The 17727-nt window shown below is 30.9% G+C and carries 15 protein-coding genes and 1 pseudogene; all 16 read left to right on the top strand.

The features are described from left to right. Positions 1-134: 134 nt before the first annotated feature. The 16 genes and pseudogenes from prdR (at position 135) to RWY47_RS12425 (ending at position 17715) form a co-directional block, all read left to right on the top strand. Positions 135-1904 (top strand): sigma-54 dependent transcriptional regulator PrdR, encoded by a 1770-nt coding sequence (prdR, locus tag RWY47_RS12500; protein ID WP_150841556.1) that lies wholly within the window; start codon positions 135-137, stop codon positions 1902-1904. A gap of 334 nt (positions 1905-2238) precedes the next feature. Continuing rightward, positions 2239-3525, top strand: coding sequence for a proline reductase-associated electron transfer protein PrdC (gene prdC, locus RWY47_RS12495; protein WP_173391677.1), 1287 nt, complete (start codon positions 2239-2241; stop codon positions 3523-3525). Positions 3526-3544: 19 nt separating this feature from the next. Next, positions 3545-5428: a D-proline reductase (dithiol) proprotein PrdA gene (prdA, locus tag RWY47_RS12490; RefSeq protein WP_035117114.1), complete on the top strand. Its 1884-nt coding sequence runs from the start codon at positions 3545-3547 to the stop codon at positions 5426-5428. 37 nt (positions 5429-5465) lie between these two features. After that, positions 5466-5735 (top strand): CBO2463/CBO2479 domain-containing protein, encoded by a 270-nt coding sequence (locus RWY47_RS12485; RefSeq protein ID WP_021430161.1) that lies wholly within the window; start codon positions 5466-5468, stop codon positions 5733-5735. A gap of 16 nt (positions 5736-5751) precedes the next feature. Further along, positions 5752-6477 carry a D-proline reductase (dithiol) protein PrdB gene (gene prdB, locus RWY47_RS12480; RefSeq protein ID WP_077175920.1) on the top strand — a complete coding sequence of 242 codons (726 nt, stop codon included), beginning with the start codon at positions 5752-5754 and terminating at the stop codon, positions 6475-6477. Between the two features lie 58 nt (positions 6478-6535). Continuing rightward, positions 6536-7780, top strand: a pseudogene (prdD, locus tag RWY47_RS12475) (proline reductase cluster protein PrdD). Between the two features lie 22 nt (positions 7781-7802). Beyond that, positions 7803-8810 carry a proline racemase gene (locus RWY47_RS12470; RefSeq protein WP_021430157.1) on the top strand — a complete coding sequence of 336 codons (1008 nt, stop codon included), beginning with the start codon at positions 7803-7805 and terminating at the stop codon, positions 8808-8810. A gap of 113 nt (positions 8811-8923) precedes the next feature. After that, positions 8924-9796 carry a sulfite exporter TauE/SafE family protein gene (locus tag RWY47_RS12465; protein WP_021430298.1) on the top strand — a complete coding sequence of 291 codons (873 nt, stop codon included), beginning with the start codon at positions 8924-8926 and terminating at the stop codon, positions 9794-9796. A 181-nt stretch (positions 9797-9977) separates the two neighbouring features. Beyond that, the gene (locus tag RWY47_RS12460) at positions 9978-10613 is read left to right on the top strand and encodes a single-stranded DNA-binding protein (protein WP_021430247.1); all 636 of its coding nucleotides are present in this window, start codon (positions 9978-9980) and stop codon (positions 10611-10613) included. Between the two features lie 139 nt (positions 10614-10752). After that, the gene (locus tag RWY47_RS12455; protein ID WP_021430285.1) at positions 10753-11316 is read left to right on the top strand and encodes a class I SAM-dependent methyltransferase; all 564 of its coding nucleotides are present in this window, start codon (positions 10753-10755) and stop codon (positions 11314-11316) included. A 187-nt stretch (positions 11317-11503) separates the two neighbouring features. Beyond that, entirely contained in the window at positions 11504-13279 is a 1776-nt protein-coding gene (locus RWY47_RS12450; protein ID WP_021430278.1) for a sigma-54 interaction domain-containing protein, read from the top strand. A 174-nt stretch (positions 13280-13453) separates the two neighbouring features. Further along, positions 13454-14755: an L-cysteine desulfidase family protein gene (locus RWY47_RS12445; RefSeq protein WP_021430152.1), complete on the top strand. Its 1302-nt coding sequence runs from the start codon at positions 13454-13456 to the stop codon at positions 14753-14755. A gap of 76 nt (positions 14756-14831) precedes the next feature. Then, complete coding sequence (hpt, locus tag RWY47_RS12440; protein WP_021430311.1) at positions 14832-15371, top strand: hypoxanthine phosphoribosyltransferase; 540 nt, start codon at positions 14832-14834, stop codon at positions 15369-15371. Positions 15372-15536: 165 nt separating this feature from the next. Continuing rightward, positions 15537-16655, top strand: a complete 1119-nt coding sequence (locus tag RWY47_RS12435) for an N-acetyldiaminopimelate deacetylase (RefSeq protein WP_224170506.1) — start codon at positions 15537-15539, stop codon at positions 16653-16655. A 72-nt stretch (positions 16656-16727) separates the two neighbouring features. Further along, positions 16728-16982: a small, acid-soluble spore protein, alpha/beta type gene (locus RWY47_RS12430; RefSeq protein ID WP_021430255.1), complete on the top strand. Its 255-nt coding sequence runs from the start codon at positions 16728-16730 to the stop codon at positions 16980-16982. Continuing rightward, positions 16969-17715, top strand: a complete 747-nt coding sequence (locus RWY47_RS12425) for a class I SAM-dependent DNA methyltransferase (protein ID WP_021430329.1) — start codon at positions 16969-16971, stop codon at positions 17713-17715. Before RWY47_RS12430 ends, RWY47_RS12425 begins: the two co-directional genes overlap by 14 nt. Positions 17716-17727 lie beyond the last annotated feature (12 nt).

The following is a 17727-nucleotide window of genomic DNA, read 5'->3' as shown; positions in this document are numbered from 1 at the left end:
AAAGTTATAGGCAAAAGCCTATAACTTTTTTCTAATTATGTATTTTCTAAAAGGTATTTAAATAGAAAGTATTTTATGTAGAAGGTATATAGTATAATAGTACTTATAAAAATTTTCATTCTCAGGAGGTTATAATGTTTTCTGTACCAGAAACTAAAATAGTAAAAGATGTTATGGGAAAGAGTTTTGTCTTAGTTGATGAAAACATCACACTAGGACAAGCTATCGATTTGATTGTAAGTAAAAATGAAAGAGAAGTTATGGTTGATAATGGAAACGGCGGCATAAAAGGAATCGTATCATTAACGGATATATGCAATCTATCATTAAAACGTAAAGATTATAAAAATGAGTTAGTTAAAAATGCAATGAGTAAAAATCTAATAAGTATAAATAAAGATGCAAAGTTAGATGAATGCAGAAACATAATGATGAGAAATAACATAGGGGTACTACCAGTACTAGAAAATGAAAAGTTAATAGGTGTCGTAAATCAAAAACATATAAGAGATTTCTTATATATGGAGTTAGAAGATTACGGAATAACTGTTAAGCATATAATAGGTGAAATAAAAGAAGGAATATGTGCTATAAATACAGATGGAAAAGTTGTTCTTTGGAATAAATTTATGGAAAATAGATATGGAATAAAGTCAGAAGAGATTGTTGGAAAATCCATGGAGAAATATCTTAGTGGAACTATATCAGCTAGAGTTTTAAGAACTAAAACAAGAGAAAGTGGAATATATAAAAATAATGATAATGAAAATGATGTTTATGGAGTAGTTGATGCAAACCCTATATTTATAAATTCGGAATTTGTAGGAGTTGTATGTACAGAAGTAGACATAACAGAGGCACAAAAGCTCTCAAGAAAGCTTGATAAGGCAAATGATAGATTAAAATACTTAGAGGATGAAGTAAAAAACTTATCAAAAGGAAGTTTTGACAATATATTAGGTAGAAGTTATAAATTAGAAAGAGCTAAGGAAGTGGCTAAAAGGGTTTCGAATACAAATAGTAGTATATTTATATTTGGAGAAAGTGGAACAGGTAAAGAAGTTTTTGCACGTGCTATACATGATTATAGTGAAAGAAAAGGGCCTTTTATACCTGTAAACTGCAGTGCCATACCATCAGAATTATTTGAGAGTGAATTTTTTGGATATGAAGCAGGGTCGTTTACCGGTGCAAATAAAAAAGGTAAAATGGGTATATTTGAATTAGCAAAGCAAGGTACTGTATTTTTAGATGAGATAGCAGATTTACCATTAAGCATGCAGGCGAAACTATTAAGAGTATTGCAAGAAAAAGAAGTAAGAAGAATAGGTGGAGAAAAAACTATAAAAATAGACGCTAGAATTATATCTGCAACTAATAAAAATTTACAAAATTTAGTTGAAGAAGGTAAGTTTAGAGAAGATTTATATTATAGATTAAATGTAGTAGAAATAGATTTACCACCATTAAGAGAAAGAAAAGAAGATATATTACTTTTAGTTAATAAATTTATAAAAGAGATATGTGAAGAAAACAATAGAGAACCACTAAAAATAAGTAAAGAAGCTATGGATATATTACAAAGATACACGTGGAAAGGTAATATAAGAGAATTAAAAAACACAATAGAAAATATAGTAGTGTTATCTACTGGAGATATAATAGATAAAGATGATATACCTGTTTATATAGTTGAATCTAGTCAACATATAAGCGTAGATGAAGAATATCCATTAGACCTTAATAAAGCTATAAGCAAATTAGAGGTAAAAACTATAAAGGTTGCACTAAGCATGACTAATGGAAATAAAGCAAAAGCAGCTAAAATACTTAATATACCAAGAACAACTCTTTATTATAAGATTGAACAGTACGACATAGAAGTGACGAAAAATAGACATTAGACGAAAAACTGACATTTATAACGTTTTCAATTTGAAATAGGGAAGTTAGGGGGATGTGATAAAAATAACTATAAAAAAATTAAAATGAAACCTTAAAAGTGTCGGAAATATGACGTTTATTCTCGGGAAAACGTAATTTGTCGTTGTAATTTGATGAAATTTGGTATAAAATATATGTAGATATTGAAGAGAAATACAAAAAACGTGTCGAAAAATGATATTTTATAAACAAATACGACAAAAATTTTAAAAAAATAATTAAAATAAAATAATTGGCACGGTAATTGCTAATAATAGAATAGTGTAAAATAAAATTAGTCAGGGGGTGAAATCTATGATGCTTAAAATAGAATTAAGACAGCATGTAGGTGCGCCATGTAAACCTATAGTTGAGGTTGGAAGCGAAGTTAAAAAAGGACAACTTATAGCTGAGCCACAAGGATTAGGAGCAAATATACATTCAAGTGTTTATGGTAAAGTTGTTGAAGTTACAGAAAGTTCTATAATAATAGAGGCTTCTGAGAATCAACCTGATGAGTATGTAAAAATAAAAGATACAGAAAGTAACTTAGACGCTATAAAAGAAGCTGGTATAGTTGGTGCAGGAGGAGCTGGTTTCCCTACACATGTAAAACTTAATGTAGATCTTACAGGAGGATGTATCATAGCAAATGCTGCAGAATGTGAGCCAGTACTTGGTCACAATGTGGAGTTAATGGAAAATAATCCAGAGATAATAATTAAAGGATTAAAATACATGCTTGATATAACTAAAGCTGATAAAGCTTATATAGCTGTAAAGCCAAAGTACAAAAAAGCCATAATGGCATTAGGAAAAGCTTGTAAGAATGAAGCAAACATAGAATTAAAATATTTACCAGATATGTACCCAGCTGGTGACGAGAGGGTTATAATAAGAGAATTGTTAGGAATAACTCTTGTTCCAGGACAACTTCCAATAGAAGCGAAAACTGTAGTTTCTAATGTTGAAACTATAAAACGTATAGTAGAAGCTATAGAAGAAAGAAAACCTTTTATAACTAAAGACATAACTGTTGGAGGAAGAGTAAAAGGTGCAGAGAACAAAGGCAAAGTATTTATGGATGTTCCTATAGGAATGCCTATAATAACATATATAGAAAAATGTGGAGGATTCATTGCACCATATGGAGAAATAGTACTCGGAGGTCCTTTCACTGGAAGACACGGTGAAGAAGAAAGTCCAGTTACTAAAACTTTAGGTGGAATATTAGTATCTATGCCACTTCCACAAGAAAGCAAGAAATTAGGAATAATAGCTTGCGAGTGTGGAGCACAAGAAGATAGACTAAAACAAATTGCATCTTTAATGGGTGCTGAAGTTGTAGCAGAAGAAAAATGTAAGAGAATGACTGAGGTAAATGGTAGATTTAGATGTGATTTACCAGGTATATGCCCAGGTCAAGCAGAAAAAGTGCTTAAGTTAAAGAGTCAAGGAGCTGAAGCTGTATTAATAGGTAACTGCGAGGACTGAACAAACACAGTTATGCAAGTGGCGCCTAGGTTAGGTTTGCCTGTATACCATAGTACAGACCATGTATTAAGAGCTTCGGGACATAGATTATATAGAAGAAAAAAATAATGCTAGGAGGTATTAGAAAATGTCAATAACTGTAGAAACAGCTAAAGCTCATGCTAAAGATCCAGCGGTATGCTGCTGTAGATTTGAAGCTGGGACTGTACTAGAACCATCAAATTTAGAAGATCCAGCAATATTCGCTGACTTAGAGGATTCAGGATTATTAACAATAGCAGATGATTGTTTAACAATAGAGCAAGTTTTAGGAGCTAAATTATTAAAAACTTTAGATGCTTTAACTCCAATAACTGCTGACTGTGTAGAAGGTGTAGTAGCAGTAGCTGAAGAGGCTAAAGAAGAAGTTAAAGAAGAAGTTAAAGAAGTAGCACCAGTTGCTTCAGTAGCTCCAGTATCTCAAATAGCTCCAGTAAATGGACAAACTATAAAGATACATATAGGTGAAGGTAGAGATATAAACTTAGAAATACCTTTAAATGTAGCTCAAGGAATGGGTGTAGCACCAGTTGCTCCTGTAGCTGTAGCAGAAAATGCAGAAGCTGTAGAAGTTAAAGCTGAGCCAGTTCAAGAAGCTAAAGCAATAAGAAGCTTAACTAAAAAACATTTTAAAATAGAAAAAGTAGTTTTCGCTGAAGAAACTAAAATAGATGGAACTACTTTATACTTAAGAACTCCAGAAGAATTAACTAAAGAAGCTGTAAATTCAGAAGAATTAGTTGTTGATATGAAGTTAGAAATAATAACTCCAGCTGAATACAACAAATACAGTGAAACTATAATGGACGTTCAACCTATAGCTACTAAAGAAGAAGGAGATATAGGAGAAGGTGTAACAAGAGTTATAGACGGAGTTATAATGATGGTAACTGGTACTGATGAAAACGGAGTTCAAATAGGTGAATTCGGTTCTTCAGAAGGTGTATTAGAAACTAACATAATGTGGGGAAGACCAGGTGCTCCTGATAAAGGTGATATATTCATCAAAACTCAAGTAACAGTTAAAGCTGGTACTAACATGGAAAGACCAGGACCATTAGCTGCTCACTGTGCATCTGATTATATAACTCAAGAAATAAGAGAAGCATTAAAGAAAGCTGAAGAGTCTTTAGTAGTTGATACTGAAGAATTAACTCAATATAGAAGACCTGGTAAGAAAAAGGTTGTTGTAGTTAAAGAGATAATGGGACAAGGGGCAATGCATGATAACTTAATATTACCTGTTGAGCCAGTTGGAACATTAGGAGCTAAACCAAACGTTGACTTAGGAAACGTTCCAGTAGTATTATCTCCACTTGAAGTATTAGATGGTGGTATACATGCATTAACTTGTATAGGACCTGCATCTAAAGAAAACTCTAGACATTACTGGAGAGAGCCATTAGTAATAGAAGCTATGCATGATGAAGAAATAGATTTAGTAGGTGTTATATTTGTAGGATCTCCACAAGTAAATGCTGAGAAATTCTATGTATCTAAGAGATTAGGTATGATGATAGAAGCTATGGGTGTTGATGGTGCTATAGTAACAACTGAAGGATTCGGAAACAACCATATAGATTTCGCTTCTCATATAGAGCAAATAGGTAAGAGAGATGTAGCTGTAGTAGGTGTAAGTTTCTCTGCTGTTCAAGGTGCTCTAGTTGTTGGTAATGAATACATGAAATACATGATAGACAACAACAAGTCTAAACAAGGTATAGAAAATGAAGTATTATCAAACAATACATTATGCCCAGAAGATGCTGTAAGATCTTTAGCAATGTTAAAGACGGTAATGGGTGGAGAAGAAGTTAAAGCTGCTGAAAGAAAATGGAATGCTAACGTTAAATTAAATAACGTTGAATTAATAGAAAAAGAAACTGGTAAGAAGTTAGAACTTGTTGAAAACGAGCAAACTTTACCAATGAGTGAAAAAAGAAAGAATATATACGAAAAAGACGCTAAATAGTAAAAGACGTTAATAGGTTATGGAAGGATGAAATATTATGGATAGATTAAAATATATATCAACTGAAAGAATGTATGAAGGAGTTATAGTAGATATCACTGACGGTGGAGTTACTATAGACTTAAAAGGCAGATTAGGCCAATTTAAAATACCGAAAAGAATGCTTATAACTGATTATGAGCTTAAGCTTGGTCTTGAGGTTGGGTTTATGTTAAGTTATCCAGAAGTACTAAGTCCGGAACCTAATCAAAAGTATGTAGATATAATCGAAAGAAATAAAAAAAATAAAGAAGAATTAGAGAAATAGAAGGGAGAGAAAAACTATGAGCCTTACAACAATAAAAGGACTTCAATCTGAAATATTTGTACCAATAACACCTCCTCCTGTTTGGACTCCTGTAACTAAAGAACTAAAGGATATGACTATAGCTTTAGCTACAGCGTCAGGTGTACATTTAAAAGCTGATAAGAGATTCAACCTAGCAGGTGACTTTACATTTAGAGAAATACCAGACACAGCAACTACTGATGAGATGATGGTATCTCACGGAGGATATGATAACGCTGATGTTAATAAAGATATAAACTGTATGTTCCCTATAGACAGACTACATGAATTAGCTAAAGAAGGATTTATAAAATCTGTAGCTCCAGTTCATATAGGATTCATGGGTGGTGGTGGAGACCAAACTAAATTCACTGAAGAAACTGGTCCTGAAATCGCTAAAAGATTAAAAGATGAGGGAGTAGACGGTGTAGTTCTAACAGCTGGCTGAGGTACTTGCCATAGAACTGCCGTGATCGTGCAGAGAGCAATAGAAGAAGCTGGTATACCAACTATAATAATAGCAGCTCTTCCTCCAGTAGTTAGACAAAACGGAACTCCAAGAGCAGTTGCTCCACTAGTTCCAATGGGTGCTAATGCTGGTGAACCAAACAATAAAGAAATGCAAATGCATATATTAAGAGATACTTTAGAGCAATTAATAGCTATACCATCTGCTGGTAAGATAATTCAATTACCATACGAGTATGTAGCTCAAGTATAATAGATAACACAGCCCTTCCCTAGCAATAGAGAAGGGCTTATATAAAAAGGTGATATAAATGGAAGAGAAAATACTTAGACGTTTGGTAATTAAACCATTTCATATAAATAATGTTGAATTCAATGAAAAGTTCTCAATAAAAAAAGGTACACTATCCATAAACAATGACTACATAAATGAAATTAAAAATTCACATGAATTAATAACGGACATAAAATTAGATATAATCAAACCAGGAGATTATAATAAGGAAATTAATACTATCATGGATATAATCCCTATATCTACTAAAGTTTTAGGTAGATTAGGTGAAGGAATAACACACACTTTAACAGGTGTTTATGTTATGCTTACTGGTGTTGATGAAGATGGAAGACAAATGCATGAATTTGGATCTTCGGAAGGTATACTTTCTGAGCAAATGGTGTTTGGTAGATATGGTACTCCATCTACTAATGATTACATAATTCATTTTGATGTTACAGTTAAAGGTGGTTTGCCATATGAGAGAAAACTTCCGATGATGACATTTAAGGCATGTGATACTTTTATACAAGGTATAAGAAATGTTTTAAAACAGCAAGACGGAAGAGATGCTACAGAAATTCGTGAATATTTTGACAAAATTAGACCTGACGCTAAAAAAGTTGTAATAGTAAAACAAATAGCAGGTCAGGGTGCAATGTATGACAATCAATTATTTTCTCATGAACCAAGTGGTTTAGAGGGAGGTACATCCATTATTGATATGGGAAATGTACCGATGATAATATCACCTAATGAATACAGAGATGGCGCCTTGAGAGCTATGACTTAATGAGGTGAGATAATGGGTATAGGACCATCAACTAAAGAAACATCATTACATCACTTTAGAGATCCACTTCTTGATATAGTTAGTAATGACAAAGACATAGATCTTCTGGGGATAGTAGTAGTAGGAACACCTCAGGACAACAAAGAAAAAGAATTTGTTGGACAAAGAACAGCTGCATGGCTAGAAGCTATGAGAGCAGATGGTGTTATAATTTCATGTGATGGGTGGGGAAACTCACACGTAGATTATGCTAATACTATTGAAGAAATAGGAAAAAGAGAGATCCCGGTAGTTGGACTTACATTTAATGGAACACAAGCTAAGTTTGTAGTTACAAATAAATATATGGACACAATAGTAGATTTTAATAAATCAGACAAGGGGATAGAAACAGAAGTTGTCGGAGAGAACACTGTAAGCGAGTTAGACGCAAAAAAATCATTAGCCTTATTAAAATTAAAAATGCAAAGAAATAATAAAAAATAATAATAATATAGGGGGCCGTAAAATGAAATTTTCAAGAAGTATACAAGCGATAGATTCTCATACAATGGGAGAACCAACAAGAATAGTAACAGGTGGAATACCTAATATAAAAGGAAAGACTATGGCTGAGAAAAAAGCGTTTTTAGAAAATAATCTAGACCACTTAAGAACAGCTATAATGTTAGAGCCAAGAGGACATAATGATATGTTCGGTTCTATAATAACTCAACCTTGCAACGATGAAGCAGATTTCGGAATAATCTTCATGGATGGTGGAGGATACCTAAACATGTGTGGACATGGTTCAATAGGAGCTGTAACAGCTGCAATTGAAACTGGTATGGTAGAAATGAAAGAGCCTACAACTCATGTAGTTATGGATACTCCAGCAGGAATAGTAAGAGCAGATGCTAAAGTTGAAAACGGAAGAGTTCAAGAAGTTTCTATAGTAAACGTACCTGCATTCTTATACAAAAAAGATGTACAAATAGAAATGCCTGAAATAGGAACTGTAACTTTCGATATATCTTTCGGAGGAAGTTTCTTTGCTATAGTTAAAGCTAGTGAGTTAGGATTAAAAGTTGAGCCAAAGAATGCTCAAAAACTAACTGAAATAGGTTTAAAAATGAGAGACATAATAAACGAAACTATAGAAATACAACATCCAGAGTTATCTCATATAAAAACTGTTGACTTAGTTGAAATATATGACGATCCAACTCATCCAGAAGCTACTTACAAAAACGTAGTTATATTTGGACAAGGACAAGTAGATAGATCTCCATGTGGAACAGGAACAAGTGCTAAGCTTGCAACTTTATACTCTAAAGGAGAATTAAAAGAAGGCGAATTATTCGTATATGAAAGTATATTAGGAACTCTATTCAAAGGAAGAATAGTTGGTGTTGATAAAGTAGCTGATTATGAAGCAATAATACCTGAAATAACAGGAGCTGCGTATATAACAGGATTCAACCATTTCGTAATAGATGATAATGATCCAGTAAAATATGGATTTATACTAAAGTAAGAAAATAACTGTATAAATTCTAATTAAAATATGATTAAATACTACTAGTAGTATTTAATCATATTTCTATGTAAGACACTTTTTAGTAAAATCATTAGGAGGAATTATTTGAGATGTTAAATTTAGTAAGAGTATTATTAGCAGCTTTTGTTTCATTATTCGGTTTTAACTTCATCAAGGACTTATCAAAAGCTAAAGCATCTAACGGGTTTGAAGATGTACCAGCTTGGAAGCCTTTAGCAACAGGTTTTGTAACTGACTTCTTCGATACTTTAGGAATAGGTTCATTTGCGCCAACAGTAGCAATGATGAATGCTCTAAAGATTAATATACCTGACAAGTTAATACCAGGTACGCTAAACGTATGTCATACAATACCAGTTGTATTTGAAGCGTTTATATTTACGACAGTTATAAAGGTTGATTCAATAACTTTAATAAGTTTATTAGGAGCAGCAGTTGTAGGATCTTATGTAGGTGCAGGAATTATATCTAAGATGGATGAAAGAAAAATCCAAATAGTTATGGGATTCGCACTAGTTGTAACAGCTATATTAATGTTATTAGCTCAATTAGGATTAATGCCTGGTGGAGGAAATGCAACAGGATTAACTGGAGCTAAACTTGTTATAGGGGTAGTAGGTAACTTTATATTAGGAGCATTAATGACTGCTGGAGTTGGACTATATTCTCCTTGTATGGCAATGGTTTATTTCTTAGGAATGTCACCAACTGTAGCATTCCCTATTATGATGGGATCTTGCGCTTTATTAATGCCAACAGCAAGTGTTAAATTTATAAAAGAAGGAACTTATGCTAAGAAAACTTCTCTATTTATAACAATAGGTGGAGTTATAGGGGTATTTATAGCAGCTAACTTTGTTAGCTCAATGCCTATGGATATATTAAGATGGGTAGTAATAATTGTAATAGCATATACTTCAGTAACTATGTTAAAAAAAGCATTTGCTAAGCAAACAGCTTAATAAATTAATGAGATAAGACTATACCGTATTTAAAAATACGGTATATTTTTTATTTTTTGAAATTTAAAGCTTTTAATCAAATTTATTTTATTAAAGGTGTAATAAAAATGGCCATGCAGAAATATATTTATTATATAGATTTTAAGATAAAATATGGTTTAACAATTGTGGGGGGAATAAAATGATAAATTTAAAAGAAGATACTAACATAGTAAATTTAAGAGGAGAACTTGAAGAGGAATTGACATTTAGCCATGAAATATTTGGGGAAAAATTCTATAGTGCAAGGATAAAAATACATAGATTAAGTGATACATATGATGTTTTACCTATAACTATATCTGAAAGATTATTGGAAGAAGTAAATTTAAATGAAAATAACTTAGTTGATCTAGTTGGTCAGTTAAGATCTTATAATAAAAATATAGATAATAAAAATAAATTAGTTCTCACTGTATTTGCAAGAGAAATAAAAGTTGTTGATGGAGAAGCTAAAGATCCAAACAATATTTTCCTTGATGGATATATATGTAAAGATCCAATATACAGAAAAACTCCATTAGGAAGAGAAATAGCAGACTTACTAGTTGCTATAAATAGACCATATAATAAATCTGATTACATACCATCTATAGTATGGGGTAGAAATGCTAAATTTGCAAAGAATTTAAAGGTTGGAGATAGAATCCAAATGTGGGGTAGAGTGCAAAGTAGAGACTATGAAAAGAAACTTGAAAATGGAGAAATAGAGAAAAGAGTTGCGTATGAAGTCTCTATTTCTAAAATAAAAAAATTGGATGAAAATAATATAAATTAGCATACAAAGTCAAGGAAAACATTATTAAAAAAATAATTTTAAAATACTTCAAAATGGTTATTGAATAGTTGCTTGGGATTTATTATAATCTATTCTATGATGTAAAAAATGATAATAAATCCAAAAGAGGGGGAGCACTGTGAAAAGCGTAGTACAATGGAGTTATGAAGCAAATTATTTTGCACAGGATACCGTAGAAGATATATTAAATGTAGTTAAATATGAAATGGGAGAAAGAATCCTATTGGTAGGAAATATAGGTACCCTAGGCAAGAGGTTAAGGATGCTTGGAGCCAATGTAACTATACTTGAAGATAGTGCATACCAAGATATCTGCTATTCATTAATTCATAATGAAAACTGCAGTGTTGTTAAAGGTTGTTTAGAATTATTACCATTTGAAGATGGATTTTTCGATAAAGTAATAGTACTAAATCAATTTAATTACACTCATAACCAAAAGAAAGCATTGAAAGAAATTTATAGAGTGTTAAAATTAAGAGGAGAGGTTGTATTACAAGACTCTAATCTACACAAATTTAAAGTTAAACTTAAAAAGTTTAAGCATAGAGTATGTGGAGAACGTATAAAATACTATTACCCACATGAACTTATAAAGACATTAGAACATTCAAAATTTAAAGGAATATTAGAAAATAAAGACTGTGAAAAGTATATTTATATAGGAATGAAGAATGATTAAAAAGACTGGGGTTAAACCTAGTCTTTTCTTGTAGGAGGAAATTTTATGAAAATACATTATAATGTGATAATTATCTGTATGTTGTTTGTAATCTTAGTATCAATACAGTATACTTTAAATAAAATATACAAAACTCTCAATGAAATTAAAGTACTCATGTACAAAGATAAACTAAGGGATGGGAAGTATGATTAATTTAAACTTTATAAGAAAAGATATACAAAACATAGCAGAAGCTATATCATCTGTTTTAGAAATTGATGTAACAATAGTAGATTCGAGTTTAGTTAGAATAGCGGGTACCGGAACTTATTTTCATAAAATAGGACAACAATTAGAAGAATACTCAGCATTTAAATATTCTTTAACTACTAAAAAAGAATTAATAATAGAAGATCCAAAGAGTAATGAGATATGTAATGAATGTTATACTCGTGAAGTTTGTAAAGAGTTTGCGGAGGTATGCTGTCCTATAGTATATGATGATAAGTCTTATGGTGTAATTGGACTTATAGCTTTTACTAAAGAGCAAGCCGATGTAATTAAATTTAGAAAAGATGATTTAATGAACTTCTTGCATAAAATGGCAGATTTAATATCAAGTAAGTTAAAAGCAGAAATAAAAACTTATGAGGTAGAGTTAGAAAAGAAAAAGCTAAAAACATTATTAGATAATATGGATAAAGCAGTTGTGTCATTAGATAAAGACGCGAATATAGAAAAGTACAATTTGAAATTCAAAGAAATTTTTGAAGTTAAAGGTAATATAATAGGAAGCTTTATAGGCGATGTATTAAACTTTGCGAAAGACAATAATTTCAATAATATAAATAATGATAAATCTTGTAGCTTTACATATAGAGGAGCAAAGAAGGAATTTAAAGGGATATATAATATAAAGCCGATTATTTTAAATGAAGAATTAAAAGGATATGTATTGGATTTTATAGATAAAGTAGATGCTATAAAAAACTATAACAAGATAAGTAATGATCATAAGATATATTTAGAAAATATAATAGGAAGTAGCTATGCTATAAATAAATCAAAAGAAGAAGCGTTGATGGCATCTAAAACTAATTCTACGGTTTTAATAACTGGAGAGAGTGGTACAGGAAAAGAATTATTTGCAAGAGCTATACATAATCACAGTTGTAGAGCAGGAAATCCTTTTATAGCTATAAACTGTGCAGCTATTCCAGATAACTTACTAGAAAGTGAATTATTTGGATATGAAGAAGGTGCATTTACAGGAGCTAAAAAAGGTGGAAGCTTAGGTAAATTTGAATTAGCTGATAAAGGTAGTATTTTCCTTGATGAAATAGGTGATATGAGCTTACATTTACAAGCAAAATTACTTAGAGTATTACAAGAAAAAGAAGTTGATAAAATAGGGGCTAAACACAATGTATCGATTGATGTAAGAATAATAGCGGCTACTAATAAAGACTTAGAGCATATGGTCAGAAAAGGCACATTTAGAGAGGATTTATACTATCGACTAAATGTTATACCTGTAGTTCTTCCAACTTTAAGACAAAGAAAAAATGATATACACTTACTAATTGAATATATGATGAAAGAATATTCTAATAAGCTAGATAAAAATGTACAAGATATAGATTTACAAGCATTAGAATATTTATGTGAATATAGTTGGCCAGGAAACATTAGAGAACTACAAAATGTTATAGAATATAGTGTTAATAGATGCGAAGGTAAGATTATAACATTAGATAATTTACCTAACAGAATAAAACGTGCAAATTCAAATGAAGATCAAATTATAGAGTCTAATGAAAACATAAAAACTTTAGACGAGCTTGAAAAGAAAGAAATAATAAAAGCATTAGAAAAATATAAAGATTATAAAAAAGATAAGGATTTAGCGGCAAAAGCTTTAGGGATATCTAGAGCTACCTTATATAGAAAAATAGAAAGATATAAAATAGTCTCAAAATGATACTTAATCTCATTTTGAGACTATTTTTTTTCGAAATGAGATTAGAATGATAAAAAATTATTTTTATAAATTATAAATAAAGCGATTTCAAGGGTTTAAAAAATAATAAAAGTTGGCATAGTTCTTGCTTTATAAATAAGACATAAATATTATAGCTATCAGGAGGAAAACACAATGAAAAATTTACAAACAAAATTAGTTAATATATTAAATGCAGAAGTTAAACCAGCTTTAGGTTGTACAGAACCAGTAGCAGTAGCATTAGCTTGTGCTAAAGCAAAAGAAACTTTAGGTGAAGAAGTAGTAAAATGTACAATAGGTCTTAGCCCTAACGTATACAAAAACGGTATGTGTGTAGGTATACCAGGAACTGAAAGATTAGGATTAAAAATATCTGCAGCAATGGGACTTATAGGTGGAAAATCAGAAAACGGGTTAAGAGTTTTAGAAACATTAACAAAAGAAGATGTTAAAGTTGCAGAAGATTTCATGGATAACAACGATATAAACATATCACCAATAGATACAGAAGAAAAAGTTTATATAGAAGTTGAATTAGAAGGTAAAAATAACACTGCTAAAGTTGTTATAAGAACTAAACATGACAACATAGTATTTGTTGGAAAAAATGAAGATGTATTAGTAAGTGAAGAAGTAGTTGAAGTTGCAACTACAGCAGAACCTAAAGAAAATATATTAGATACTATAACAATAAAAGAAATAGTAGAAGCTATGGAAACTGTAGATTTTGAAGACATAAAATTCTTATTAGATGGAATAACTATGAATGAAGAGATAGCTAAGTACGGATTAAATGAAAAAGTAGGAGTAGGTGTAGGATTCGGTATAAAGAAATCTATTGAATCAGGATTATTAGGTGATGACTTAATGAACTACACAATGATGATAACAGCAGCTGCATCTGATGCAAGAATGGCTGGAGTTAAATTACCAGTTATGAGTTCTAACGGAAGTGGAAACCACGGTATAACAGCTATACTTCCAATAGTTGCATACAACGATAAATTCCCTCAAAGCGAAGATAAATTAGCTAGATCATTAGCAATATCTCACTTATTAACTGCATACGTTAAAAACTACACAGGAAGATTATCTGCAGTATGTGGATGTGGAGTTGCAGCAAGTATAGGAGCTACATCAGGATTATCTTGGTTAATGGGATGTAATGAAACTCAAATAGAAGGTGCTATAGAAAATATGGTAGCTAACTTAAGTGGTATGATATGTGATGGAGCTAAGGCTGGATGTGCATTAAAACTTGCATCAGCAGCATCAGCAGCAGTACAAAGTGCTATAATAGCTAAACAAGACTGTATAGTACCTCCAATGAACGGAATAGTAGGAACTGGAGCAGAGCAAAGTATACAAAACTTAGGAAGAGTAAGTGATAAAGGAATGACTACAACTGACAAGGTTATAATAAGAGTAATGGACGACATGAACAAAGCTAACTAATATTGTATTTACCCCGTTGCAAAATTGGTAAATCTCCTATAAAATAGATATACTATAACATTTCGGAGGTTGTAACATGGATATAGAAACTAAAAAATGGGAAGTATTATGTTCAGAAGAACAAATACAAGAAAGATTAAAAGAATTAGGAGCACAAATATCTAAGGATTATGAAGGAAAGAAATTAATGGTAATATCACTATTAAAAGGAAGCTTCATATTCTGCGCAGACTTAGTAAGAAACATAACAGTACCTGTTAAAATCGGATTTATGACTACTTCAAGCTACGGGCATGGAGAAAGCAGTACTGGTCAAGTTAACATGGTAGCAGATATAAGTGATGATATAGAAGGATATGATGTTTTAGTTGTAGATGATATAACAGATACAGCTCTTACAATGAACTTTGTTATGGGTCACTTAAAAACTAAGAACCCTGCTAGTATAAAATGTTGTGTTCTTTTAGATAAACCAAGCAGAAGAAAAGTGGAATTAGTTCCTAACTACTGTGGATTTGAAATAGAAGATAAATTTGTTGTAGGATACGGATTAAACTTCGGAGACTACTACAGAAACATACCTTACGTATTTAACGTTACTGACGAAGATAGATAATAAAAAGATTGGGATTTTCCCAATCTTTTTTTATGCTTAAATAAATTATATTAAACAAGGCATTAATAACAATAGTTTTAAAAAAGTTAGGCACTAATAGCAATACAAAGCGCATATATATTGGGTATAATAAAAACATATAAATTGATAATAAAGGAGATTTGTATGAAGAATATATGTAATATAAAAGAGTGCATGAAAAATAATAGAAAAGAATTACATGTACTAGCTGAAATAGGAAATCAAGAGTTTAAAACTAGTAAATATATAAAAGATTATTTAAATAATATAGGTGTAGAATATGAAGAAATGTTAGACACTGCTGTAGTTGGAATTATAAAAGGTAAAAATCCTAAAAAAACTATAGCTTTTAGATCGGATATGGATGCTCTTACATTAGGGGAAAAAGCTATGCACTTATGTGGTCATGATGGACATATGAGTATATTACTTGGATTAGTAACATATTTAAATGAAAATAGAGAAAATCTGATGGATAATATAGTATTTATATTCCAACCAGCAGAAGAAGGTCCAGGAGGAGCAAAACCGTTAATCAAAGCAGGTATAGTAGAAAAATATAATATAGATGAAATATATGGGCTTCATATATATCCAGAAATACCTGAAGGTTATGTAGGGACTAGACCAAATTACTTCTTAGCTCAAGTTGGAGAATTAGATATAGATATTATTGCTAAAAGTGGTCATGGAGCTATGCCTCAAAATGGAATAGATGGAATAGTTTTAGCTTCTAGCTTTATTAGTAGTTTACAAACAATAGTATCTAGAAATATAAGTCCACTAGATAATGCCGTACTTACTATAGGTAAGATGCATGGAGGGACTAGAAGAAATATAATAGCTGAAAATATTAGAATAGAAGGTACTATAAGAGCTTTTAAACCAGAGGTATATGAAACTATTAAAGAAAGAATTAGAGAACTAGCAAAAGGATATGAACTAGCGTATAACTGTAAGATTGAAGTAGAAATAAGAGATGACTATCCAGCTGTTAATAATAATGAAGTTTTATTTGAAGAGTTTGAACAGGCTGTAGGAAGCGATAAACTTATCAAACTAGAACCTATAATGATATCAGAAGATTTTTCTTACTATCAACAAGTTCTTCCAGGCTTATTCTTCATGTTAGGTGCAAGAAATGAAGAAAAAGGATTTGTAAATGGACTTCATAGTTTAAACTTTAATTTTGATGAAAATATATTAGGAAATGCACTAGATGTATATATCAAATTATTAAAATATAAAAAATCAATATTATAATACTAAATCACTCCTCAATTTTGTATAAATTTTGTTCATATGACAAAAATATAAAATAAAGGAGTGATTTTTATGAATTATAAAGATATTGATATAAATAAACCAAGAGAGAAAAGCGCAACGAAGAAAAAGAAAATATTGACAGATGATGATATAATGAAATATGAGATAGCATCAGAACTTGGTCTAATGGATAAGGTTTCTGAGCTTGGTTGGGGAGGTTTAACAGCCAAAGAAGCAGGGCGTATAGGTGGTACGTTGACATCTCGTAAAAAGAAAAAGAAAAAAATGGAAAAGGAAGAAAATAAAGACGATGGATCAGTATAGAGATTTTGCATTTGTATATGATGAACTTATGAATGATGTTGATTATGACAAATGGGTTAAATATATAGAAGATATAATAGACAACGAAAATGTAAAAGTTAAAAATATACTAGAATTAGCATGTGGAACAGGAAATATAACTATTCCTTTAGCTAAAAAAGAATACGATATAGCTGGAATTGATATATCTGCAGAAATGTTAGGTGTAGCTAGAGAAAAAGCTGAAAAACAAGGAATAGAGCTTGTATTATTACAACAAGATATAGCTGAACTTGACTTTGATATAACAGGTTTAGATTGTGTTTTATGTGCTTGTGATGGATTCAACTATATAACTTATGATGATGATTTACAAAATGTTTTTGATACAACACATGAGTTATTAAAAGAAAATGGAATATTCATATTTGACATAAGTTCATATTATAAATTAGCCAATATATTAGGTGGTAACATATATGGTGAAAATAGAGAAGATGTATCTTATTTATGGCAAAATTATTTTGATGCAGAAGAAAACTTATTAGAAATGGAATTAGCATTTTTCATAAAAGGTGAAGATGGAAGATATGATAAGTTTGAAGAGGTACATCAGCAAAGAGCATATACAGAAGATGAAATAGTAGAAATGCTTCAAGAATCAGGTTTTAAAGATGTAAAAGTTTATGGAGACTTTACATTCAATAAACCTAGCGATGATTCGGAAAGAGTATTTTTTGTTTGTAAAAAATAGACAGAAAGTTTT

Origin of the sequence: Paraclostridium sp. MRS3W1, assembly GCF_032465715.1 — a bacterium.
GTDB classification, from domain to species: Bacteria; Bacillota; Clostridia; order Peptostreptococcales; family Peptostreptococcaceae; genus Paraclostridium; species Paraclostridium dentum.
Note: the sequence above shows the minus strand (reverse complement) of the source record. Positions and strands in the feature narration are given on the sequence as shown.